The sequence below is a fragment of the Herbaspirillum sp. UBA812 genome (genome assembly GCF_002296545.1).
Lineage (GTDB): Bacteria > Pseudomonadota > Gammaproteobacteria > Burkholderiales > Burkholderiaceae_D > Herbaspirillum > Herbaspirillum huttiense.
In genome coordinates, this window is sequence record NZ_DBIC01000075.1 from 1 (window position 1) to 21,830 (window position 21,830).

Consider the following 21,830-nt stretch of genomic DNA (forward strand, 5'->3'; position numbering starts at 1 on the left):
AACGACTTGGAAGCCACCATCGTGGTCGCGTTGACGGTGAAGCCGTTGGACGTGACGGTGATGCCGTTGGTGGTTTCCAGCGTGCGGGTGCCGGCGGCGACGGTGTGCAGCGACGATGCTGCGGCCATGCCTTCGAACCATTCCTCGCTGATCCGATCGGTCAGGTTGTGGAAGCGCACGACGCGCGGGACGAAGCCCAGGGTGATGGTCAGCGCAGCTGCGGCGCCTGCATCCGTCACGAGCTGGCCGACCGCGTGATTGCGGACCTGGCTCGCCGATTGGGTGTTGGTAGTGACAGCCATGATTTCTCCTTGAAGATGAGATGACTGGCCCGGCGAACCGGGCCGGCCTGATTACAGGGAAGCTGCCGATTCCAGACGGATCATCCAGGAGTCGTTCAGGATCTTGGTGGTGGTGGTCGCCTTCCAGCCCACAGTCGAGCGTTGTTCCAGCGGGTCGGCAGTGCCGGCCGAGCCCAGTTGCTTGACGTAGGTGTTCAGTGCCTGGCCCGACAGTGGGCAGACGCCGTAGGCGTTGTCAGCGATGAACAGGGTCACGTACACGTCGTAGTTGGAACCGTTGTTCTTGTAGGTGGTGGTGCCAGAAGCGCCAGCGCCCGGGAAGATCTTGCAGTTGGTGGACGAGATGAAGCGGATGTTCTTGTAGGCGCCGATTTCGTCTTCCAGCACGCCTTCCTGGCTGCCGTAGTCGGACACGGAACGGTAGCCGGTGATCTGCTCCAGATCGAATTCCACATCCGGATGCACCAGGGCAATGAAGCCCTTGCGGACGGATGCGGTGCCGATCTTGTCGGTGGGCAGAATCATGTTCTTGACGAACTTGGCGTTCTGCACCTTCAGGAAGCGGATCACACGGTCCAGGTCGGCCGCTTGGATCTTGTTGTTCACGGCTGCGCGGTTGGCCACCAGGTTGGCGTAAGCCGCGTTGGTACCTGCCACCAGCACGTCGCGGCGCGCTTGATCGATGGTGGTGCCGGCCTGGTCACCCAGCACATCGGTTGCTTCGGTCACCACGGCGTCCTGGTTGGTCATGGAAACCATGTCGGTCAGGGTCACGTAGTCGCCGTACTGGGCCAGCGTGGCCAGCAGGTCGGTGACGGTCAGGGACGAGCCCGACGGGGTGACGCCTTCAACCAGCGGCGTGGAAGCCGGAGCCAGCTGCGAGTAGCGGCGGAACTTGATCTGGTTGCCGTTTCGCTGGGCGATGGGGCGCAGTTGGCCGAAGCGGCCATGCACTTCCGACGGCTGTGCGCGCATCAGCAGATTGCGGTCATAGAAAGCCTGCACGCCAGGCGGCAGGGTGCTCAGGGTGGTATTTGCCATGATGAACTCCTATCAAAAATCTTAAAAACCCTTCACCTTTTGCGCCATCTTGGCGAACTCGGCGTCGGACATGTTCCACATGCGATCGACCTCCTTTTTCACGTCATCTTCTGGCGCCCGTTGGGTAGTGCCGGAAGACGATGCGCCAGGGACGGACATCGCTGATTTCTTTGCCTGCTGGGCAGCCGCTTGTGCAAACCGCTGCCCAACCTGCCGCTCTTTCAAAGCCAGTTTTTCTTCTGTGACGACACGGATAACCTCCAGCGGGTCATTCCAGGATTCGCCCATCTCTTGCATCTTCTTGCTCAAGTTGGCCACCAGCGGGTCATCGTTCGGCAGACTGAAAATGCCCGGGTGAACCTTTTCAACCTGCGCCAACCATGCAGCGTGCTGCTCCTCGGCCGGATTCTGCTTGGCCGTATCACCAACGACATGGCGGATCGCCTGCTCAAGTTCCGGAGCTTGGTCCAGAATCTGAGGGCGCGATGCCAATCGCTGCTGCTGTTCGCGTTCGCGGCGAAGCTGTGCCAGTTCCTGGGCGTTCTTGGTACCCCATGCTTGGGTGTCCTTGATCGCCTTTTCGGTCTTGGCCAAACGTTCGCGCAACTGCTCGACGCTTTCCTCCTCCTTGGGGGGCTCGACTACTTCGCCTTCCTTCGGAGGTTCCGTTTCCTTGGGCAATTCGACTTGGGCGGTGGCCGGTGCGGTAGTGGGCGCTGTCTTGGCAGCATCCGCCGCATTGAGCCGTTCCATCTCGGCGTCGTATTCCTTCTGGTATGCCAACTGGTCCTGCTGTTCCTGTGTCAACTCAGACATATTTCTCGCTCCTATGGGTCGGCAGTGCCGATAGTCCACTCATCATCAAAAATCCGGGTCCCCTTGGGATAGTCCGGCTTCCAACTGCTCCATCTCTGACTTGAGATGCAGCGGTAAATCCAGAAGTGCTCGCAGCGCCTTGATGCCGCCGCGCGCCTCTTCATCATTCCTTTCGATCAAGATGTCCATGCGCTCCTTGATCATCACCACGATCTCTTCTTGCAGAGATGAGATGCTCGGTGCGATCTTTTGGAACCTGGCACTCAGCGCCTTGAATTCCTCACTCTTTTCCACAGCTTCCTCATAAAGGTCATCGCGCATGGCCCGCGAAGTGGCTGAATTCTTAGCTCTTGGCTGATCCGTAATACAGGTTGGCCCAGTCCAGCACCTGCGCGATCTGCTGCGCGGTCAGCACGCCCGAATACTTCAGGACGCGGTGAACTTGGCCGGTGTGGAACAGCGAATTTGCGTTCGAAGCACGGCGCGCGCCCAGTGTGGTATGCGTCAGGGTCGATGGCAGCGCAACAGAAGATGCGTTCACGTAGGCATTCGGGCTGTCCATATACAGCGTGCCGGGCACTGAGCCGCTGGCATACGTGCCGATGGCGCAGTGCAAGTTGGTATCGTTGCCCTTGAAGGATTGGCCATCGGACGATGCTGCACTGCTGGCACGCCGGGAGACAATGCCTCCATTCGCATCAGGGCCAATCTTGAGAATCTGCTGACGATTTGCCGTGGTTCCAGATGCTTGGTCGTCCTCGCAGAAGACAGCTGTGTTTGCGCCAAGAGCCGCGCCAGCCGAGCTGAAGATGACGATTTGCGTTCCGCCGATGCTGGCCGATGCCGCCTGCAGGTATTGCGAAGAGCTTCCCAGGAAATCGGCCACATAGCGGCCACTGGATGCCAGAACACGGTTCGGGCCAGTGCCGCCGCCGTTCGCCAGCGCCAGAGCGGTGCTGTCTGCGCCGGCCAGGTTGGTAATCTGCGTGCTGCTCAGGGTGACCGTGGATGTATTGTCCGGGTCCCACGAAGCGGCCAGGGTCGGCGAGCCGGTCAGGGTCGGAGCTGCCACACCTGTGCCGGCAGTCAGCGCAACGCATGCCAGCTGTGCTGTCGCAGTCTGGCCAACGCTGTTCGTGATGGTCACGGTGATGCGCCCTGCGCTGGCAACGCTCACGGTGCCGGTAATCAGACCGGTGTTGTCGTCATAGCTCAGACCAGCAGGCAGGCCCGAAACGGTGATGGTCTTCGCACGCTGGCCGGAGCTGTTCGTCACCAGCGCGCCGCAGTCGCACACCGCATACAGGTCGAACGAATAGGCCTGGCCGACGGTGACGTTTGCGATGCGGTCCACGGTGGCGCGCGGGCCAACCTGCAGCACGATGCGATGCGGGCGGCAAGTGCTGCCGGCCACGTTCACGATGCGGTTGATGATGGTCTGCCCGGCCTTGTCGCTGACGGTTCCGCTCAGGGTGCGCGTGCCGCTGTTGTAGCTGACGCCCGTGGGAAGGATATTCCAGCCGCCGTTAATGTTACCGGAAGGCTCGTTCACTTCCATCTGAGCGCCTTCGATATACTCGTTTGCGCCGACATCGGTGCCCCACAGATCCACGGAAGCAGGCAGCACAAAGGAAAATGCTTGTCCGAAGTTCACCTGCTGCACGATGGCCGGTAAGCGTGGGACAAAGTTGCCTCTGCTGCTGCGCGCAACCATCACATAATCCACGTCCAAGACCGCGCCGGTGTCGCCAGCAGCATCCCAGGTCGATTGGTTGTATGGATCTTCCGGGAAATCAGCGGCGTGGCTGCTGATGATGAAGCGGAACGGCCGCGCCGTATTGATGCCAGTAGGCCCTTGCGTGGCGTTCAAAACTCCATCCAGCCAGAAGTAAATCTTGCCGTCAGCGGCTACTTCGATACCGAACTTTCGCTGCACGCCGCTGTTGTTGTCGGTAATCGTCGTGCCGACCGTCGCAGTAGCGCCAGAACCACTCGTCCATACGTAGTTTGCGGGATAGAAGCCGTTCGCATTCCCTTCCCAGTCAATCTCTTGGCCGTTGAACGAGTGCAGCAGATTGCCTTGCAACAGCCATGCAGTCGGGTGCCAGCCATTAAGACGGCTCGCACCACCATTTTGTAGGCGCGCCATGCTGCATTCGAAGTAAAACGGGGCGGTCATGTAGAGCGCGGTGGCACTGTCGATGATCGAGGCCTGCACAGGCAAATTCGAAGTGTCCTGATAGGTCAGCTTCTCAGCTGATGTAGCGCGGCGCGCCTTCAGTTTCAGGCGGCCGGCGGCCTGCACGATGGAATCTGCATATGATGCAACAGCATTGCCGCGGTTCACGTCGTTGAATCCGGTATGCCACGGATCGACATCGTAGACCTTCAGCAGGATGGAGCCGCCAGTGGCCGCACGCGTGCCCTGGCCAGTGCCAGACAGCTGGTACGTGCGAACAGGCGCATATTTCCCCAGAGGCTTTGCAGGCGTGATGATGTCGAGCGAGCCGTTGAAGTCATCGCCATCGCTGACCGTGTACGAACGGCCGCCGAGCGTCAGCGCAGCGCCGATCTGGTACGGGCCGATGTTGCTGGAATATCCCGACGTGTACGCGCCGCTGGCCTTGGTGAAAGCAGACTGCACCGCCTGCCACACGCCGCCCTTCTTCAGGTAGATGGCCTGTACAGTCTGATATGAACCGCCTTTTTTAACGCTAATTGGCATGATTAGCTCGCGGTTTGGATCCAGAGGAGTTCACCATCCGCAGTGCCGTCGTTGTTGTTGGGCGCGGCCGGTGTGATGAAAAGCTTGGTGATGCTGCTGTCGGTGATGCCGTAGCTGCCGCGATGCTCGCTGGCACGCAGTCGGATGACGCCAGGGGTGGCATACGGGCCAAAGGTGGTTTCGGTGCGCGTGGTAGCGATGAGGCCAGGCGACAGGCCAAGGCCGGACACGGCATAGACCTCGTTCAGCACGCCGCGCACGGTCAGGCGCTGATCGATCCCGAGTTGGACGATAGCATCATTGCCGGCTTCGAAGATGTTCATTTATGCACCTGGTTGCTGTTGGTCAATTTGCTGGGCTGTCGGATCCGGCTGCATTTCTTGCTGCGGCTCAAAATACGGCTGCTGCGCCATCTCTTGAGGCATCGGCATGGGCGGCGGCATATCCATGGGCATGCTCATCTGCATCGGAGCTGGTGGCGCGACATCAGGACTGGCGACTGCCTGATCCGCGACGTTCAGCGCAAGCGCTGCCTGGATCTGTGGTGGCAGAAGGCTCACGATCAGCTTCAGGCGATCGGTCTCAGCCTTGTAGCCGTTGATCTCGTTTTGCATCTGCGCCTTGGCGAGCTCGATCTCGTTGCGTGCCTGCAGCTTGTCTACCTCAGCCGACGCGTTCTGCAGCGCCTGGCCCATCTGCTGCACCTGCTGCTGGAGCTGTTGCATCTGGGCCTTGACCTGCGGCGGGATGTTCTGGCCGTCTTCATCCTTCAGAACAGGGCTTTCCCGGCCGATCTCCATGTAATCCCACATCTGCTCGACCAGCTCGCGCACATCGATCACAGCGGCAGTCTGCGGATTGGAAAGGGCGAACTGAGCGAAGGCGCGCAGCTTGTTGGTCAGCACTTCTTTCTGCATGAAAGAGGCCGTACCGGTGGCCTTCCACTCCATGAAGGAGGATTTCCCGAAGTTCTTGATGGTCTGCCAGACCTCTGCGGCCTTGTCGCCATGGATGCGCCGCACGGTCTCGGCTTCCAGATATTTCAGGTTCCAGTCAATCAGGCACTCGATGATCGGCTCGATCCAGCAGGTGTCGATGTTCTGGATCACCTCCTTGAGCGGCAGCGAAGACGCTGACATGATCATGCTGATGCCGCTGGCGGTCTTGTTCAGATTGCTGGCGTCATCACCCTGGGTGTATTTGGTGATGGCCGTGTCGTCATCGCTCATCTGCTCGGACAGCTGAACCACGCTCAACCATCCCTGGGTGATGTCAGGCTCGACATGGTCGATCAGCGCATTCTTCCGCTCATCTGGCGTCAGGCCAGGCTTGAAATGGTAGACCTTGCCGGGGAACTTGCGGAAGTCCTCGGTAGGCAGGAACTTGGAGCGGTCAACGCTCTTGGTCCCCAGCAGTGCCATGCCCTTGCCTTCCATGAACAGGCGCACGGCCGCGTTGATGATTTTCTGATGAGGCATGTTGTTTTCGGCCACGCCGACGCCCCATACTTCCTCTTCCTCGTCCTCGTAGACCGCGCGCATGGTGCCGCAATGGCACGACCAGGGCATCGGGTCGACCTTGACCACGACGCCGCCGGCCATGATCACGATGGCGTCAACCATCTCGCCGGTATCTTCCTGCTCAGGCTCGCCGCTTGCGGTCGGCTCCAACTCGCTCTCGCCGTCCATCTGTTCGGAAGGATCGGCCGGCATCAAGTGCGCCGGGATCTTGCCGAAGAAGCGAGCAACCTTGATGCGCTCATTGCGGCGCCAGTAGTCGATATTTGCGCGCATCTCCTGCGCCTGGTCAGAGCCAGTTTCATTGCCACGGTCGCCGGGGCCCTGCAGCGCCTGGTCGATGTTCACGTAGCCAGGCTTGCCGCGCCAAGATGCCACCTGGTGCGGGCTCTCCATGCTGGCCCAGAAACAGCCGAGACCGTCCTTGATCTCGCGTGCATCAGGATCCGGGTACACGTCCAGCGTGTTGCCCAGCTCGAAATACGGGCAGTCGTATTCGTACTCGGTTTCGCGCATCAGCGGGAAGCTGCCGACGGCGGTCTGCACCACTTCCACGCTCACCTCGTTCATCGTTTCACGACGCACGAAGGGACCGAAGACGAAGCCGGTGCCGTACTTGGCCAGCACATTGACGCCCTGCTTCAGCATCGTGCGGAACTTCATCTTTTCCAGCTGCTCGGTGAGGATGTCCTCCATCGTGTCCGCGAAGACCTTGAATTCCTCGTTCACCGGGCTCGTGTCGAAAGGCAACTTGCCATTGCCGAACAGCGCGTCGTTGATCTTGGCGCGTGCCGAGCGCACCTTGTTGCGGGTCGATCCCATGAACAGGCCGGCCGTCTTCTTGGCCTTGGCCGCGCCCGAACCCTTGGTGTCGTTGTCGCGCGGGATGCGCATCACGTCCTGGTAGCAGTCCAACAGCTTCAGCTCCTGCGGCTTGCGGGCCTGGTCCCAATCGGACAGGCGCTTATCAAGCAACTGAGCGAGCGCTGAATATTGGACGTCTTGAGATGCCATCGATGAGCCTTAGAAATAAATTCCGTCTGAGTCTGGTTCTTGCTGGTGGATCGCGTTGGCGAATTCCGATTCCTTCTGGCTGATGGCATAGCGGCGCATCATCCATGCATAGCGAGTTGCGGACATCAAGTCGTCTGCGAGCTTCACAACCTTCCCATCCTTGCGGTGGTAGAGCCTGAACTCTTCAAACCACTCCGACAGGTGCGAAAAGACCTTGAACTTCTTCAGTTGCATGCGCGCCAGGATCTCCTGCAACCCAGCCTCAACACCGTTCGTTCCATCTGGGAACGTTGACCGCTCTGCCATCATGGTCAGTCCGGCCTTCCGGTACTGGTCCGCCAGCTGCTCGCCCGATCCCTTGTCATGCTGCAGGCCGTCATGCGGCCACGCGAAAGGCAACCAGGAAGGCCACTGCTTGAGGGACACGGCGAACATCTGCGGCGTCTGCTCGCGCTGCCGGTGGCAATCCACCACATAGAACGCGTCACTGTCTCGGTCCCACATGCACCGCACGGCGGCGCTAGGGTGGTCCCAGCCAAAGTCGAGTCCTCCGACTTGAGCCCAATGCGATGGAATCTGGAATGGCTCCACGGCGACGATCTCATCGGCCAGCGGATAGATGCGACCAGACCCAAGCGCCGGAACACCCTTCGTTCGCGCATCACGCTCGTGCGCCGGGTAGCTCGCGATAATCGCCTCGCGCTGCTCCTTGGTGTAGTGGAGCGCGTCATAGATGGTCATGCTGGTCACGTGCGTTCCGGGCATCTTGTCCACCATGAAACGCTTGACCGTATTGGTCATCCCCTTGAGCGGGGTAAAAGTCATGTAGTTGATCCCACCCGTAGCGTTGGTCCGGGTCAGGCACTCCATGTAGATGTCTTCATCTGGCTCTTCATCCAGCCAGACCAGGTCGAGCGTCTCGGCCTGGAACTTCTCGCGGCCCTGGTCATAGGACTTGAACCCGATCAGGCTTTCACCGGCCTGCACATCTCCGCCGCCACCATGGCGCACCACAATCGTGTCAATGGCGTCTGCCACCCCACGCTTCAGCGACTTGTCCTTGATGGCATCCTTGGGGATCGCCCCGGTGCCGATATCGTTGAACCTGCCGCACAGCACGCGCTGCACAGAGTCCCGTGTAACTTCACTCGTTTCACTGGCCACCCAGCCGGCCACCGGCTTTTCGAACACTCTGCCTTGCCACCAATCCGGATAACGCCCCGTCAGGTGCATCGCCGTCTCGAACCCAGCCGACCAGGTCTTCCCAAGCTGGTTACCGGCCGATAGCAATCGCTCTCGGAACCTGCTGCCTGCCTCATGAAACTCGGCCTGCTTCGGATACGCAACGTAGTCGCGCAGCTTGTTCTGGCTGTTTCTAGTGGCGAGTTCCGCCTGCATTGCCTTGAGAATCAATAAGGCCTTGGAGGGCTGTAATTCCGGCAATGAGGTCATCGTCTGTCAGGTCTTCCAACGGTCGCTTGATTTCAAGTTCTTTCGGCATCAGGCTGGCCACCACCTTCAGATACTGAGCAGGCGATTGCTTCCGGGTCTGCTCAATGGCCGCTTTCCCGTGGGCGGCAAAGTCCTCAGACAAAGCCTTGAGAAAGTCGCCCTGCAGCCGGTTCCGCGATCCAACAGGCTTCCCGCCAGGGTTCGGCGACACGCCTTTCTGGAATCGGGTCTTGATACCTGCTTCTTTGATCTTCGGATTGGTCATAGCCTTTTTCTGAGGTTTAACTCGCCTTAGCGAGTTACTCATCGAACAGGCTCAACTGTATTGACTTGCTCGCCCGATATGTCGGGCGTTTGCGGGGGGTTTTGATGGTCGGGGCATCGCTTGGCTGTTTCAGGTGAACAGCGGCCCACAGATTGATAAAACTCTCGCCTTTTGAATGCGATGGTTCAACGCCATTGCGCCAGCTTTCGATAGTACTCTTCGGAATTCCAGTGCAGGCAGCCATGGACGAGAACGAGAATCCTCCCGCGATCAATTCGGTGATCAATCGCGGGAAGTCTACGGGAGTGGCCTTGACCTGGATCAACATCAGGTTTTCTTGTTCCAAGGCTTGAACGACATCATTTCCTGAGCATTAGGGAACGTGCCGTCAAAGCAAATTGCACGATCATCAATAGTCAAGAAGGCCGCAGGTTTTTTGACCGGAAACTTCAGAATGCCTTCGGTGATGTATTGATACGGCAGCCCGTGTTTGATAAGCCATTTCTTCATCGCACGGCGGCCGAACCATGACTTGGAACGGCTGGAATAAATGACGACCTCCGGCCCCTTGTATTCTGGCGCCATTGCGCAAATACCGTCCGGGCAAGGCAAATGTTCCATGATCCATTCAATTGCGCCTGGCACTGGATCATCAGGAATGACGCTTACTCCTTTCCAGCCGGATTTGTATGAATGAATGACTCCATCAAAGTCAACGCAGATAATCGGATTACTCATTTCTTCTCCTTTACTTCAGAATGCCCCTGTTTCGCGTCAGATCGAGCCAGGCGCTGTTTTTCTGGCGGGGTAATGGGTAAGGCAGTCTTCCGCTCTTCGCGGCTCCAAAGCCGCAAGAATCGGGTCCGGTTTTTCATGGCTTGCCCATCGGCAATTGAACGATTTCTCCCCCATCGACGATGAAGCCGAGGCGGAAGGCCAGCAGGTCCGCCCAGTACCAGCGATCTGGCCGAAGGTGTGCCGCACGCAGGCGCTTGTCGCGCCGGATCAGCGGTGCCAAGACGAACCGCACGATGATGTAGTTCATGGCTCCCCCCTCCAGGTAACCCAAACCGCGAACCCAAACGCGATGCCGATTGCGGCCATGGCCATGACGATGTCGGTGGCGTCCATCAGACGACTCCCGTCACCGAGTTGCGCGCACCCTGGCACAGGCGCATGAACTTGCCCATGTCGAGCGCCAGCGGCTTGAACTCGGGCGGCGTGCGTGACTGCGCGACGGTCGGCGGAGGTGGCAGGTCCGGAGCTTCTGCAGGCCAGAACGGGTAGCTGTTGTGAAAACCGCCGTTCGGAGTCACGGTGAGCAGGCCATCGCGGCGCATCTGATCCAGCAGCCGCTTGGCCACCGGGAAGCTGCAATGCATGGAGTCCTGCACCTTCTGAAACGTGCTGCCGGGATGCGCCACCAGAAACGCGTGGATGGCTTCGGTGGTGACGAGTGTGCGTGTGCCGCTCATGCTTCCTCCAGTCGCTTGAAAATCTGGCCGTGCCAGTGTTCGGTGTCTACCTGCTGGTGCAGGGCGGTGATGCGGGCTTGCTCGATGGCGCGGAAGTGCGCGGCGACGGCAGCAAGGCTGGGCGGCTTTGGCTGGCGGGAGTGAAAAGCGACTTCAGCTGCCGCGTTCACCTTATCCGCGAAGACCACCAGCGGCGGCGGCGGGTTGCGCAGGTCAATCATGCTGCCTCCAGGGTCCGGAATGGATTTGCCCACAGAGCAGTCACGGCCACACCCAGCGCAGGCCATGCATGGCTGGAAACTCCAAAGAGCGGGCCCGGCTGGCTCTTGGTGCCGATTTGCGGAGTAGCGCCGCCACCAGTTGCCGGAAACATATCGATCAGCGCCTGGCGCACGTTGGGGTCTTTCGCACGCGGCGTGCCGCACAGGTGCAACTTCACGTCTTTGCGATAGACCAGCTCGACAGCTTCGGGCGAGTGAAACGCCTGCTTGAATCGGCCAATCCACACGCAGGTTTCGAAAACCTCCTTGCCCACGGCCATGCCGTAGGAGGCGATCATTTCGATAGCCAAGCGCGGAGAAGTAGCCATCTGGATGCGCTGGAGCATTTCCGCGTTTTGCATCACGCCGCATTCCAGAACCTTGCGGCCGTCGTAGACGACGTATCCGGTCTGCGTGGTGCCGGGGTCGAGGGCGAGGATGTTCATTTGAAAACTTCCGCAATCCGGTTGAGGGCGCTCATGGCTTCACGGGCCAACGCATGGGATCGGTCAGCGCAGTCCGCCATCTCGTTGGCAATGCCAGCAGGGGACGGCGGCTGCCCGGCATCCTTGGCCAAAAGCGCTTGAGGCCCGCAAATCTCATCAGCGAGAGAAATCACGCGCTGCGCAAGTTCATCGCAGCTCGCGAAACTGTTGTACACGCGGTCAACCGGCTTCACGCGAGTGCCGACAATTGCTCCTTGAGACGCTACTTGGTTCAGGTTCATGTGGGCATTGGGCTGGTTCAGATACATCTTTTTCTCCTTTGTTTGCGCTGGGCGCGGGTTACAGTGCGCGCGCCAGGCCGCGGCGCGCGTTCTTGTTGAAGTCGGTGAATTTCTGGCAGTCCGGATCGAACCACAGCGGGATGCGGCCTTCCCAATCGCCGTTGCGGCTCTTGTCGCAGATCAGCAGCGTGTCCGCGTCGTTCTCGTTGACCTGCTTGCCGGCGTCACGCTCGCGCTCCTTGCGCTTGTTGCGCCAGCAGATCAGCACGTTGTCAACCAGGTCGGAAATCGCGCCGCTGCCGCTGATGTCCATGCGGGTCGGCACCTTCTCGTCGCCTTCACCCTTCTTGAGGTGCACCACCAGGTGGATGTGGATGTTCAGATCGCGGGCAATGACGGTCAGCATGTCGACGAAGTCCTTCTGGCCGTTGTAGTCGTCGGTGCCGCGGACGCACTTCATGAGCGAGTCGACCGCGAAATGCTGAATGCCCAGCTTGTCGACGCAGTACCGGATGACAGCGCGCAGCTTCTTGCCCTCGATGTTCCCCTGCTGGTCGTACACGTACAGGCTCTTCTCGGTCTTGGCGACGAATGCCTGCACTTCGGCCGGCTGCGGCCAGCGCTTGCCGGTGCACTGGCGGATCATCCGGGAGGCAGTCTTGCGCGGCTTCATTTCGGCGCTGGCGATGCAGCTCTTGACGCCTTCCTCGGCAAGCTTTGCCAGGACCTGGCCCTGCAGCATCGACTTGCCGCTGCCGTTAAAGCCGGCCCAGACGGTCACCTCGCCCGGGGCAAAGTACAGCCAGAAGTTGGCGAAAGGCATCTTCGGATGCCGCGGCGCGTCAGCACGATCCGGGGTCAGTTCCTCGATGATTTCCTGCGTGTACGCGGCGATGCTGCGCACCTTCTGTTTCGGGTCCGTCTCCTGCTCGTACTCCGAAAAATCGATGTTGTCCAACGTCAAAATTTCCATGATTCCCACTTTCCGTTTTGAAATTGCATCAGCATGTCGCCAGCGCATGCCACCATGTGCCGCGGCTCTTGGGCCGCAATCAGGTCCAGCAGGTCCAGCATGTCGTCGTCCATCTGGGCGCCGTGCACATGCACCACCAGCCCCACCAAAAACCGCAGATCCAACGCGCCGTGAACCTCCCGACGAAGCACCTCGATCTGCGGATAGCTGCCAAGACGGATGCCGTTCTCCGGCTCGTCGTACTTCGAAAAAACAGGCCTGGGCTGGTCGACCAGATCGACGAAAACCTGCGAGGGCATGTAGCCTTCCCGGCGCAGCTGCACGACTTGTCGATGGCCGCGCATCAGCGGAGGTGATCCGTCGAGAACGGGCTCGGAGAGCCATTGACGCCACCAAGCTGCCCGACGTACTGCGCGAACTTGGTGGCTCCGAAGAGCGTGGCAGGGCGGAGGTATTCCTCCATCTTCGGGTCGCCAAGCCACTCGCCGGCCTTCAGGTCGATGACCCGGATGCAGTCGTCGAGCGATGACTCCCGCAACCTGGCTGCGATCAGCTTCGTGTTCGCCTCCACAGCTCGGTAGGCTTTCCCGGTTTTTTCGTTCAGGTGGTCGAGGACGGCGAGAACGTCGGGCGAGTTGCCCGACAATGTCTTTATTCCTTTCCCTTCCTTTCCCTTCCCTTCCGTCAATGAGGACTCAGTGAGTGGTAACTGATTTTGTTCCTCAGAAGGCTTTGGAAGCCCTGATTTCGAGGGACGATTGATGACCTGATGTCGATCGAAACCCTTGATGTGCAAGTACTTTTCGCCATTCACTTCATACTCAATGAGTAATCCGTGAGCGATCAGGTCCAAAATGATCGGTTCGCAGTCGATGGCGTCGGCCGGGAAGATTTGCATCTTCAGTTTTTTGGCCGAGCGTTGAAGGTTCCCTGAGTCATCAGCGAAATTCCATGAGCCGATGAAGAAAAGACGCTGCTCCATCGAAAGCTCGACGATCTTCTCGTCAGTCCAGAAATCCGGCTTGATCGAACGAATTCGTGCCATTACGCCGCCTCCCTCACCTGCTCCAGCCCTTCCTTGATCTGGAAATCCTTGATGAGATCGCGGGCATAGCCGGCGGTCATTTCCAGGGAAGCTGCGCGGATGTGTTGGAGCGAGACGCGCGCGGCGGCGGTCTGGTGCTCGTTGATGGGCATGTCGATTTGCAGGGCCTTGCCGAGCTTGCGGAGGCCGTCGAGGTGCAGGTCGACACCGAAGCGACGTTCATGGATTTCGAAGGCTTCTACGACGCCTGCAATGGCCACAGCGGAGTCATACCAGTGGCCGTCAATCTGGTCCTTGAAGATGGCCACGCCGTTGCTGGCGACATCGATAGTCCCGTCCTGCTCCATCTGCTCCACGATGGCCAGCAGCGGGTCCATGATGGCCTTGACCTTCCAGGGCTGCATCTTCAGCTTGATGTTGTCGCCGGCCATGCGGCCAGGACGGTACGCCTTGTTGCGCTTCTTCATGCGGCCTCCTTCTTGCGCATGATCTTGTGCAGCAGCTTGCCGGCGTCGGACTTGGATTTGGCCTTCATACGCTGCAGCCAGCCAACGGCGGTTTGCACCAGCGCGCGCAGCTTCGGTTCGATGGTGCGCATTTCCTGTTCGGTCAGATGGCCGTCCACCAGGGCGTCAGTGGAAGCGGCGACGGCGTCACCCAGCTGGGCCACGGCCTTGAAGACCAGGCGCTGGATTTCCTCGACGTCGATATCGCCGCCGTCCGTGGTGGGGATGTCGATGCAGATCTTTCCGAGGCGGAAAGCCTGCGCTTCCAGTGCCGACAGCGCATCAGGAACACTCACGCTGTGGCAAAGATCCATGATGACGGTGGCCTCTTCGAAGCTGGGATAGTGCGATGTCACGCCCGGGCTCAGCTTCTTGTACAGCACGCCGGCGCTCATACCGAGCCGCTGCGCGAGCGCTTCAATGCCGCCAGGATAGGCACGTGCCGCCGTGTAAAGGCAGTCGTGCTGGCTGGTCTGGCCGTAGTGATAGGTCATGGGAAATTCCTCGATTTATTTCCGCTGCGCACTTGCTGCGGTGCGCATAAAGTCCAGATCAACCAGACTCACATTGAAAGGACGAACCATGGAACTCACCGCCACGGCCCTGCTGCGGGCCAACTTGGAAGCGATCAGCCCGAAGAACGAAGTGGAATGGCGCACACAGCGCGCGCTGCTGGACATGGCCGAGCGCCAGCTCGAAATGGCCGATGCCATCAAGAAGCTGGGCGAAGACGGCAGGCTGCTGCGCACGATGGTCGAGCGCGTGGCGCACCGGTGAGCCAGGGTCTGGCTCATTGCTGCTCCACCAGCTCGGGCCAGATGATTTGCCACTTCTCCGGGAACATTTCCTGGCGGGTCACTTGGCCTTGCGTCGCTTTCTCGATGGGTGCGGCGTATTCAATCGGGATAGGGCGATGGCCGCTTGCCCAGCGGCTGACATCAGGCGCATGGGCGCCAATCTCACGGCAGAGCTGCGCCATGAGGCCATGTTTCTGAGAGAGGTAAGTTTTGAGGTCCATGTACTGAGTGTATAGCTATTTGCTAAAACTTTGCAAGTAGCTATGCAGCTTTCAGCGCATGTATTTTTTTAGCGTTATGCTATTTAATGCCCGGATGAAAACAATTGACGAAATACGCCGGGAAAATCTGCTGATCGCCATTGCGCGAGCGGGATCTGCGTCTGCCCTGGCAAAAAAGGCTGACATATCCAGCGCATACATCAGCCAGATAAAAACTCGCCAAAAACAAAGTTCCACGGGCACCGAGCGCACCATGGGCGATGCCGTGGCCAGAAAAATAGAAGAGGCCATTGGGGAGATTCAGGGGTGGATGGACACGGACCATGCAGGACCGTTGCCGCGCAGCTACACGCCAGTGATTGAGCATGACCCTGATGACCCCGATTTTGTGGAAATCAAAAAGGTGAAGCTCAAACTTTCTGCAGGCATTACGGGATTCGTATCCATTCCTGACTATGACGACGGGCGGCCGATCACTTTCCGTCGGGAATGGCTGACGAAAAAGGGATATTCGGCAGAGCACTTGATCGCTGTCAGCGTCAAGGGCGAAAGCATGGAACCGACTATGTCGGACGGCGATACCGTGGTCATCAATACGCTTGACACGACGCCGCGCGACGGTGAGACGTATGCGATCAACTATGACGGCGAGGACATCATCAAGCGGATGGTGCGCGACTATGGCCGCTGGTTCCTCGTCTCTGACAACCCGGACCAGAAGCGCTACCACCGGCAGGAATGCTCACAGGGGACATGCGTTGTAATTGGCCGCGTCGTGCTGCTTCAGCGCGAGCGATTCTAACCAGGGAGGGACCATGAAACGAATTCTGATCACCGCGCTTGTGGCCGGCAGCTTGGCTGGGTGCGCAACCACCAAACAGGACCCATTGATGCAATGCGTCGCGGCGATCAATGCCAAGACCTCATACGATCCGTTGCGGTCGAAGATGTCCTTGATCGGCGCCGATGAGCAGACCGTGGCCATGCTGGCCAGCATAGAGCGCCCCTCCGAAGCAGAAAAGCCCCTGATCCTGAGCTGGGCAAACGACCGGCAAGCATGCCTGCGCCAGGATGAGGTGAATCGCAAGGACATGCATCCTGCAGTTCGTAACCTGTTCGCCATGTCATCCTCCATGACAACGACAGCTATCAGCCAGCTCTATGGCGGCCAGCTGACCTACGGCGAGTTTGCGCAGCGGCGCCAGCAGATCACCGACGCGCTGCGCAAGGACTTGAGCGCCATGGAATCGACGGCAATGGCTCAGGACGCGGCCAACAAGCGCCAGGTGCTGCTGATGCAGCTCCAGAGCCAGCTGAACAAACCCGCGCCTGCGCCCATGCCTGCGCCCTACATGATGCCGCTACCGGCGCCGGCAGCCAGCACCACGAATTGCACGACCATCGGCAACCAGGTCAACTGTGTGAGCAGGTGATATGGCCATTGATATTCGCGAAGGATTCCATCGCATCGGAAAGGCCACAAACCTAATTTTTTCAGCTGCAGTCGGCGTTTCTCTCTTTTTTTCGCAGGATAATTTGACCCAGTATTTGTTGGTCAGGGCGCCTCTTATCCCGCCAAAAGAAATCGCTGAATGCCGCTCTTCAGATTATCGGAAGTGGATTGGTTCTTCTTCTGCCACTATCGGCTACAACAGGGTTCTTTGTTTTGAGCAATACCCTTCTGATGACGGAAAAATGAGAGGCATTCCATTCGCATATTCGGAAGATAAAAAATCTTGGCATGTGAATACCCCATACAGCCAAGAAGTTACTGAATATATGGACAAATACGCCTCATCCCTCGAAGTGGATCAATATCCACCCCCACCGATCAAAACGCGTATTTTCGATTTGCTTACCAGGGTGACAAAGGCTTTTGGGGGCGCCGCTTTGTCATTTTGCATACTGTTCATGATTTTCCGTGGAATTGCTTGGATTGCAAACGGGTTCATAAAGAGATAAACAAGTTCAGCGATCTGGACCGCCGCCCGGCGGTTTTTTTTCGTCAGCTAAAAGCACAAGCTAAAAATATTTAGCTTTTAGCGCAAATTATTGTTGACGCTTGCTTTAGCTATTTGCTAAAGTACCTCCATCGCAGCAAACAACCGATGGAGAAAAAGCGATGTCGATTCCTGCCCAACCACAGATTGACCAGAGCCTGATGTTCCTGCGCTCTGCCGTCGAAAAGTGCAATCACCACCTCGACCTGTACGGCAGCTTCTGCCCGCTGGAGCGCACGTTCACCGTTGAACAAGTCGCGCTCACCGGCACGCTGATCGACATCAGCGACTTCTTTTCTCATGCCGATTTTCGCAGCTGGACCGCGCTGGTCAATGAAGACGGCGCTGGTCATGAAGAAGCTCAATCCCGCGCGCTGGACGTGATGTTCGGCGATGACCTGCAGCGCTTGGATGCGCTGGGGATCGGGGCCTGACCACCACCACGCATAGAGATAGGAAAGAACATGAACAAGCACACTTCGACGCCGTGGCACGTTACTGATGATGGCGATGTAGCAGCAATTGTTGATGGCGTTGAATCGTTGTTGGCTGACACGCTGACTCATCAAAGCATCAACCGTTTCAACCATCGGGAGAACGCCGCCCACATCGTCCGCTGCGTGAACAGCCATGAGGCGCTTGTGAAAGCGCTGCAGACGGCGCGGAAGATGATCCCGTTCGACTACAAGCTGCCGGGGATCATTGAGATTGACGCCGCCCTCGCCGCCGCAGGAGCCCAGCCATGATGCTCCAGCCCCTCTACATCGCCGGAGCGCTGGCGATCTATTCGACGTGCGACTGGCTGCTGTCGGCCGGCGCTGAGTTCATCCTGCACCTGCTGGGGGTCGCATGAAGACGTTCCTGGCATTCCTGCTCGGCCTGATCGTCGGCTTTGCGCTGGCGCTGTATATCGGCCTGACGCTGACCGAGCCGCTGAGCCCTGTTCGTCCTACGTCGGCGCGGCCGGCGGCTTGCTGGAGGGCTGTGTGATGGCCTATCGAATCTTGACTGCTGAAGCGCGGGCAGAACGCGCTGACTACCAAGACCTACTCAGCGAACGAGGATGCTCCTGCCATATCTCGCCACCTTGTAGCGTATGTGTGCATCCAGGCAACCCTGTGAATCAGGAAGGCACCGACGAATGCTGGATCACGCTCGGCGGCTCGCTGGTTCGGTCGCGCAACAAGCGTGAGGGGCGTTACGGTGGCCGCACTGCAGCGAACCACGACCTTCATGGTCGTAAGTTCAAGATGGATCGCCATCACTTCCGTGGGCTTGACAACACTGCCTTCGGCGGAGGTCTGTGATGCGCCAGATCATCATTGAAATCGACGGCCCTGAAGGCAAGTTCAACGTGCGTGAAGGTGAGAAGCACACCGGTGGCGTGAACTGGGATGAAATGTTGAGCCAAGTTGCATCCATGACCATTCCGGATTTCATCGTTTGGCGCGGCACCTATCCCATGCTGACGGATGCAGAGTGGGAAGCGCGAAAAGTCCGTTTGACGGAGCCGCTATGAGCCAGCCAATAGCCGCCGCCCTGCTCTGCCTGTGCTTCGGCGTGCAGGTACTGATGACAGCAGCAGACGACAGCGCCCAGCGCGCCGCCGAACTGCAGATGAAGCGTCGAATCATCAACAAATTCCCGGCCGCCGAGTTCGGCCAGCCTGTTCAACATCTGGAGAAGAAATGAGCAACGAAATCGCCACCGGCCCCGTATTTGATCTGACGCCGCGCACCTTGGGTGAAGCCATGGAGTTCGCACACATGCTGGCAGATTCCACCATCGTGCCCAAGGATTTCATGGGCAAGCCCGGCAACGTGCTGGTGGCTATCCAGTGGGGCATGGAAATCGGCTTGAAGCCGATGCAGGCCATGCAAAACATCGCAGTCATCAACGGCCGGCCCTCCATTTGGGGCGATGCTGCCCTGGCCCTGGTCAAGGCATCCCCACACTACGAAGATGTGATCGAGACATACGAAGGCACGGGCGACAAGAAAAAGGCCGTCTGCATCGCCAAGCGCAAAGGGCGCACCGATGTCGTGTCTGAATTCTCCGTCGAGGATGCAAAGACTGCCGGCCTGTACAAGAAGTCAGGCCCCTGGACGCAATACCCTGACCGCATGCTGCAGATGCGTGCTCGCAGCTTTGCGCTGCGCGATCAGTTCCCTGATGTTCTCAAGGGCTTGTCTATCGCGGAAGAAGCGATGGACATCCACAAAGAGCGCGACATGGGCCGAGCTGATGTCGCACAGCGTCAAACTGCCGCCATCGGCAATGACGGCGCATCACCGGCACTTCTGGAACAAGCCAATGCCGCCGCCGAACAAGGCGTGGCTGCGTATCAGCAGTTCTTCCAGAACACCAGCAAGGAAAACCGCAAGGCGCTGGCCGGTGAGCATGATGCGCTCAAGCGTAAGGCACAGGCCGCTGATGCTGCGCGCACCGTGGAGAACAAGCCGGCCGCCCAGCAGCAGGAAGTCGCTGATGTTGATTTTGTGGCTGCGATGGATGAGGCCGAGGCCAAGCAGCAGGCCGGCGACGGCGACTACGTTCCTGAGTAAGCCTGCCATGCTGATCTACAACTGCGAACAAGGCACACAGGAATGGCATGCGGCGCGTGCTGGCGTTATCACCGCCAGCATGTTCCGCGTGGCGCGCACGAAGGTGAATTGCCTGGATGAGCGCCAGCAGGATTACGTCAATGCCATCCTGCGCGGGCAGTCGCAAAAAGAGGCCATGTCCATCGCTGGCTACAAGGCAGCGCCCAAGGCCGAAGCCATCCAGCGCGCCCTCGACGGGGAAAAGGTCGGCGACTACTCCGACGCAGCCAAGGATTACGCATTCCGCCTCGCCGTCGAGCGCATCAGCGGCGCGCCACTGGACGAAGGTTTCGAGACCTATGCCATGCGCCGCGGCCATGAGATGGAGCCCGAGGCACGCATGGAGCACGAGGTACAGACTGGCCTGCTGGTTGAGGCGTGCGGCTTCGTGGCCACCGATGACCGCATCTTTGGCGGCAGCGCTGACGGTCTGATCGGTGAAGACGGCGGTGCTGAGTACAAGTGCCTCATCTCGCCCGAGGAAATCCGCCGCATCTGGTTCGGTGATGACTGGAGCAAGTACGTTGATCAGGTGATGGGCTGCCTCTGGTTGACAGGCCGCAAGTGGTGGGACTTCTGCATGTACTGCCCGGCGCTGGCACCCATCGGCAAGCAGCTGTGGCGTCGCCGTGTCGAGCGCGACGAGGCATACATCGAGGCGCTGGAAGCTGACCTGATGGAGTTCAAGGACCTGGTGGACGAGTGCGAGCGCAAGTTGCGGGAGGACGTATGCGCCTGAGCACATGGCTCGCTTTGCGCTGCCGAGAAGAGCAGTTCCAGCAGTTTCTGCGCGTACCCGACGAGCATACGGCTACGCGCGTTGTAAGAGCCCTGTGCGACGTTGAAAGCCGCGCCGAGGTAGACACCAACCCGGTGGCGCAAAAACGCTGCCATGACCTGATCCGCAAGCCGTATCTCGCATACACAGAAAGGAGCATCACCCATGTTTGAGTTCGTCGCGCAACCCGTGAAGTTGAACAAAGTATCGACCCCCATGGAAAACCATGGCCAAGAGCTGAAGCTCGGCGTCGTCCTGACTTGCCAAGCCGTTCTGCCAAACACCATCTTGAAGGCGTTCGGCGCTGGCCTGCTGGAATCGATGTACCGCACTCCGACCGAAGAAGAGCGCGCCGACCTGGCCACTGATCCCGACTCGCTGTGCATGATCAAGCATCCGCGCATGGGTCCGTTCAGCTGGGACTACGAGAGCGAGGGCTACACCGCTGTGGTCGACCATGGCCTGGGCGGCGAGAGCAACCTCAAGCTGGTGGACTTCAAGGTGCGCGAGATCGAGATCACGCCGATGGAAGGCGCGGTCGTGCAGATCAAGTTCAACATCAACTGCCACCCGGACCCGAAGGATGTCGGCGCGCTGGCCGCCAAGCAGAAGCAGGACATCAACATGCAGCTGAATGGGCCGGCACCGCAGACGGCCGAAGACCTCTTCAACAAGGCAGCGTAATCCCCCGTGCCAGTCCCCCGCTGGCTTCGCGCTGGTCGACCGCCGGTAATAGTCGACCACCAACATCAGAGCGGCAGCGTGGAAGGACACGCGGAGTGCAAATAGTAGACGGAGGTTCTGGCGCACACGAGGGCGCAAAGAGGCCAGTAGGGTATGCACAAAGAGGCATTGACAGAGGGCATAGGCTCACGCTGGGTAAAGCCAAGTAGACCGAACCGATATGCACATAAGTCCGACAGCCGGAATCAAGTCCGGCCCGCTCTGATGTTGGTAACCCAGGAGCCCCCATGGCAACAGAAGTGCAAAAGATCCTGCAGGCGAACCGCGAAGGCGTGAAGCTCAGGCTGCAGCAAGGTGCGGACATCATGCGCGAGCGCGTGCTTGCGCTGGGACTGCCGCAGGAGATCGCCGCTAAGGTGGCGGCTATTCAGATCAACGAGGTGAAGAAATGAGCCAAGAACGCCAATGGACCGACCCCGTATCGCTGGGCAGCGTGAACCGTGACTATGACCAAGGCTTTTCTGATGGTTGCAGCGAGTCGAAGCGGCTGAATGAGCACTTGGTCGCAGCCTCTGCACAAGGGCGCGCAGCAGGGCTGGAGGAAGCGGAATTGATCGCGTTGCTGCGTG

Annotated in this window: 38 protein-coding genes; 16 read left to right on the forward strand and 22 right to left on the reverse strand. The window is 59.1% G+C overall.

All coding sequences use genetic code 11. The features are described from left to right. From B3873_RS04660 to B3873_RS04760, 21 genes are all read right to left on the reverse strand, one after another. A partial coding sequence (locus tag B3873_RS04660; protein ID WP_286864294.1) for a hypothetical protein occupies positions 1 to 302 on the reverse strand: 302 nt, incomplete at its 3' end. A 51-nt stretch (positions 303 to 353) separates the two neighbouring features. Then, positions 354 to 1,343, reverse strand: a complete 990-nt coding sequence (locus B3873_RS04665) for a N4-gp56 family major capsid protein (RefSeq protein WP_286864295.1) — start codon at positions 1,341 to 1,343, stop codon at positions 354 to 356. Positions 1,344 to 1,364: 21 nt separating this feature from the next. Continuing rightward, positions 1,365 to 2,159 carry a hypothetical protein gene (locus tag B3873_RS04670; RefSeq protein ID WP_286864297.1) on the reverse strand — a complete coding sequence of 265 codons (795 nt, stop codon included), beginning with the start codon at positions 2,157 to 2,159 and terminating at the stop codon, positions 1,365 to 1,367. A 45-nt stretch (positions 2,160 to 2,204) separates the two neighbouring features. Continuing rightward, positions 2,205 to 2,480: a hypothetical protein gene (locus B3873_RS04675; protein ID WP_286864299.1), complete on the reverse strand. Its 276-nt coding sequence runs from the start codon at positions 2,478 to 2,480 to the stop codon at positions 2,205 to 2,207. Between the two features lie 22 nt (positions 2,481 to 2,502). Then, positions 2,503 to 4,884, reverse strand: a complete 2,382-nt coding sequence (locus tag B3873_RS04680) for a putative Ig domain-containing protein (RefSeq protein WP_286864300.1) — start codon at positions 4,882 to 4,884, stop codon at positions 2,503 to 2,505. 2 nt (positions 4,885 to 4,886) lie between these two features. Next, positions 4,887 to 5,207, reverse strand: a complete 321-nt coding sequence (locus B3873_RS04685; protein ID WP_286864302.1) for a hypothetical protein — start codon at positions 5,205 to 5,207, stop codon at positions 4,887 to 4,889. Beyond that, entirely contained in the window at positions 5,208 to 7,415 is a 2,208-nt protein-coding gene (locus tag B3873_RS04690; protein ID WP_286864304.1) for a portal protein, read from the reverse strand. Positions 7,416 to 7,424: 9 nt separating this feature from the next. Then, complete coding sequence (locus B3873_RS04695) at positions 7,425 to 8,867, reverse strand: terminase large subunit domain-containing protein (RefSeq protein ID WP_286864306.1); 1,443 nt, start codon at positions 8,865 to 8,867, stop codon at positions 7,425 to 7,427. Next, entirely contained in the window at positions 8,791 to 9,132 is a 342-nt protein-coding gene (locus tag B3873_RS04700) for a DUF5681 domain-containing protein (protein ID WP_286864308.1), read from the reverse strand. The genes B3873_RS04695 and B3873_RS04700 overlap by 77 nt, the downstream gene beginning before the upstream one ends. Positions 9,133 to 9,166: 34 nt before the next feature. Next, a complete protein-coding gene (locus B3873_RS04705; protein ID WP_286864310.1) occupies positions 9,167 to 9,460 on the reverse strand; it encodes a hypothetical protein in 294 nt (97 codons plus the stop codon). Continuing rightward, the gene (locus tag B3873_RS04710) at positions 9,460 to 9,870 is read right to left on the reverse strand and encodes a hypothetical protein (RefSeq protein ID WP_286864311.1); all 411 of its coding nucleotides are present in this window, start codon (positions 9,868 to 9,870) and stop codon (positions 9,460 to 9,462) included. The genes B3873_RS04705 and B3873_RS04710 overlap by 1 nt, the downstream gene beginning before the upstream one ends. Positions 9,871 to 10,003: 133 nt before the next feature. Beyond that, positions 10,004 to 10,177, reverse strand: a complete 174-nt coding sequence (locus tag B3873_RS04715) for a hypothetical protein (protein ID WP_286864312.1) — start codon at positions 10,175 to 10,177, stop codon at positions 10,004 to 10,006. Between the two features lie 85 nt (positions 10,178 to 10,262). Further along, positions 10,263 to 10,607, reverse strand: coding sequence for a hypothetical protein (locus B3873_RS04720; RefSeq protein ID WP_286864313.1), 345 nt, complete (start codon positions 10,605 to 10,607; stop codon positions 10,263 to 10,265). Next, on the reverse strand, positions 10,604 to 10,828 hold the full coding sequence (locus tag B3873_RS04725) for a hypothetical protein (protein ID WP_286864314.1): 225 nt from the start codon (positions 10,826 to 10,828) through the stop codon (positions 10,604 to 10,606). Before B3873_RS04725 ends, B3873_RS04720 begins: the two co-directional genes overlap by 4 nt. Then, positions 10,825 to 11,313: a hypothetical protein gene (locus B3873_RS04730; protein ID WP_286864315.1), complete on the reverse strand. Its 489-nt coding sequence runs from the start codon at positions 11,311 to 11,313 to the stop codon at positions 10,825 to 10,827. Before B3873_RS04730 ends, B3873_RS04725 begins: the two co-directional genes overlap by 4 nt. Further along, positions 11,310 to 11,621 carry a hypothetical protein gene (locus B3873_RS04735; protein ID WP_286864316.1) on the reverse strand — a complete coding sequence of 104 codons (312 nt, stop codon included), beginning with the start codon at positions 11,619 to 11,621 and terminating at the stop codon, positions 11,310 to 11,312. Before B3873_RS04735 ends, B3873_RS04730 begins: the two co-directional genes overlap by 4 nt. A 31-nt stretch (positions 11,622 to 11,652) precedes the next feature. Continuing rightward, entirely contained in the window at positions 11,653 to 12,615 is a 963-nt protein-coding gene (locus tag B3873_RS04740; RefSeq protein WP_286864317.1) for a DnaB-like helicase C-terminal domain-containing protein, read from the reverse strand. Then, positions 12,555 to 12,911 (reverse strand): hypothetical protein, encoded by a 357-nt coding sequence (locus B3873_RS04745; RefSeq protein ID WP_286864318.1) that lies wholly within the window; start codon positions 12,909 to 12,911, stop codon positions 12,555 to 12,557. Before B3873_RS04745 ends, B3873_RS04740 begins: the two co-directional genes overlap by 61 nt. Further along, positions 12,911 to 13,612: a conserved phage C-terminal domain-containing protein gene (locus B3873_RS04750; RefSeq protein WP_286864319.1), complete on the reverse strand. Its 702-nt coding sequence runs from the start codon at positions 13,610 to 13,612 to the stop codon at positions 12,911 to 12,913. The genes B3873_RS04745 and B3873_RS04750 overlap by 1 nt, the downstream gene beginning before the upstream one ends. Continuing rightward, positions 13,612 to 14,079, reverse strand: coding sequence for a hypothetical protein (locus tag B3873_RS04755; protein WP_286864320.1), 468 nt, complete (start codon positions 14,077 to 14,079; stop codon positions 13,612 to 13,614). Before B3873_RS04755 ends, B3873_RS04750 begins: the two co-directional genes overlap by 1 nt. Beyond that, on the reverse strand, positions 14,076 to 14,612 hold the full coding sequence (locus tag B3873_RS04760; protein ID WP_286864321.1) for a phage regulatory CII family protein: 537 nt from the start codon (positions 14,610 to 14,612) through the stop codon (positions 14,076 to 14,078). The genes B3873_RS04755 and B3873_RS04760 overlap by 4 nt, the downstream gene beginning before the upstream one ends. Before the next feature lie 88 nt (positions 14,613 to 14,700). Here B3873_RS04760 and B3873_RS04765 point away from each other — a divergent pair, with 88 nt between their 5' ends. Beyond that, the gene (locus tag B3873_RS04765) at positions 14,701 to 14,895 is read left to right on the forward strand and encodes a hypothetical protein (RefSeq protein ID WP_286864322.1); all 195 of its coding nucleotides are present in this window, start codon (positions 14,701 to 14,703) and stop codon (positions 14,893 to 14,895) included. 13 nt (positions 14,896 to 14,908) lie between these two features. On the opposite strand, the gene B3873_RS04770 is transcribed toward B3873_RS04765, so the two are convergent. Further along, a complete protein-coding gene (locus B3873_RS04770; RefSeq protein ID WP_286864323.1) occupies positions 14,909 to 15,136 on the reverse strand; it encodes a transcriptional regulator in 228 nt (75 codons plus the stop codon). A 94-nt stretch (positions 15,137 to 15,230) separates the two neighbouring features. Here B3873_RS04770 and B3873_RS04775 point away from each other — a divergent pair, with 94 nt between their 5' ends. The 15 genes from B3873_RS04775 to B3873_RS04845 form a co-directional block, all read left to right on the forward strand. After that, positions 15,231 to 15,938 carry a S24 family peptidase gene (locus tag B3873_RS04775; RefSeq protein WP_286864324.1) on the forward strand — a complete coding sequence of 236 codons (708 nt, stop codon included), beginning with the start codon at positions 15,231 to 15,233 and terminating at the stop codon, positions 15,936 to 15,938. 13 nt (positions 15,939 to 15,951) lie between these two features. Then, positions 15,952 to 16,569: a hypothetical protein gene (locus B3873_RS04780; RefSeq protein WP_286864326.1), complete on the forward strand. Its 618-nt coding sequence runs from the start codon at positions 15,952 to 15,954 to the stop codon at positions 16,567 to 16,569. A gap of 1 nt (position 16,570) precedes the next feature. Next, positions 16,571 to 17,098: a hypothetical protein gene (locus B3873_RS04785; RefSeq protein WP_286864327.1), complete on the forward strand. Its 528-nt coding sequence runs from the start codon at positions 16,571 to 16,573 to the stop codon at positions 17,096 to 17,098. Between the two features lie 160 nt (positions 17,099 to 17,258). Beyond that, on the forward strand, positions 17,259 to 17,570 hold the full coding sequence (locus B3873_RS04790; RefSeq protein ID WP_286864328.1) for a hypothetical protein: 312 nt from the start codon (positions 17,259 to 17,261) through the stop codon (positions 17,568 to 17,570). 30 nt (positions 17,571 to 17,600) lie between these two features. Further along, complete coding sequence (locus tag B3873_RS04795; protein WP_286864329.1) at positions 17,601 to 17,882, forward strand: hypothetical protein; 282 nt, start codon at positions 17,601 to 17,603, stop codon at positions 17,880 to 17,882. 103 nt (positions 17,883 to 17,985) lie between these two features. Continuing rightward, positions 17,986 to 18,126, forward strand: coding sequence for a hypothetical protein (locus B3873_RS04800; protein WP_286864330.1), 141 nt, complete (start codon positions 17,986 to 17,988; stop codon positions 18,124 to 18,126). Positions 18,127 to 18,254: 128 nt separating this feature from the next. Beyond that, positions 18,255 to 18,443 (forward strand): hypothetical protein, encoded by a 189-nt coding sequence (locus B3873_RS04805; RefSeq protein WP_286864331.1) that lies wholly within the window; start codon positions 18,255 to 18,257, stop codon positions 18,441 to 18,443. Then, positions 18,443 to 18,655, forward strand: a complete 213-nt coding sequence (locus B3873_RS04810) for a hypothetical protein (RefSeq protein WP_286864332.1) — start codon at positions 18,443 to 18,445, stop codon at positions 18,653 to 18,655. The genes B3873_RS04805 and B3873_RS04810 overlap by 1 nt, the downstream gene beginning before the upstream one ends. Further along, positions 18,652 to 18,828, forward strand: coding sequence for a hypothetical protein (locus tag B3873_RS04815; protein WP_286864334.1), 177 nt, complete (start codon positions 18,652 to 18,654; stop codon positions 18,826 to 18,828). The genes B3873_RS04810 and B3873_RS04815 overlap by 4 nt, the downstream gene beginning before the upstream one ends. Beyond that, the gene (locus B3873_RS04820) at positions 18,825 to 19,700 is read left to right on the forward strand and encodes a recombinase RecT (protein ID WP_286864335.1); all 876 of its coding nucleotides are present in this window, start codon (positions 18,825 to 18,827) and stop codon (positions 19,698 to 19,700) included. Before B3873_RS04815 ends, B3873_RS04820 begins: the two co-directional genes overlap by 4 nt. A 7-nt stretch (positions 19,701 to 19,707) precedes the next feature. After that, the gene (locus B3873_RS04825; RefSeq protein WP_286864336.1) at positions 19,708 to 20,478 is read left to right on the forward strand and encodes a lambda exonuclease family protein; all 771 of its coding nucleotides are present in this window, start codon (positions 19,708 to 19,710) and stop codon (positions 20,476 to 20,478) included. After that, entirely contained in the window at positions 20,469 to 20,690 is a 222-nt protein-coding gene (locus B3873_RS04830; RefSeq protein WP_286864337.1) for a hypothetical protein, read from the forward strand. The genes B3873_RS04825 and B3873_RS04830 overlap by 10 nt, the downstream gene beginning before the upstream one ends. Beyond that, the gene (locus B3873_RS04835; RefSeq protein ID WP_286864338.1) at positions 20,683 to 21,201 is read left to right on the forward strand and encodes a hypothetical protein; all 519 of its coding nucleotides are present in this window, start codon (positions 20,683 to 20,685) and stop codon (positions 21,199 to 21,201) included. The genes B3873_RS04830 and B3873_RS04835 overlap by 8 nt, the downstream gene beginning before the upstream one ends. A gap of 287 nt (positions 21,202 to 21,488) precedes the next feature. Next, entirely contained in the window at positions 21,489 to 21,653 is a 165-nt protein-coding gene (locus B3873_RS04840) for a hypothetical protein (protein ID WP_286864339.1), read from the forward strand. Then, a partial coding sequence (locus B3873_RS04845) for a hypothetical protein (RefSeq protein ID WP_286864340.1) occupies positions 21,650 to 21,830 on the forward strand: 181 nt, incomplete at its 3' end. The genes B3873_RS04840 and B3873_RS04845, both read left to right, overlap by 4 nt.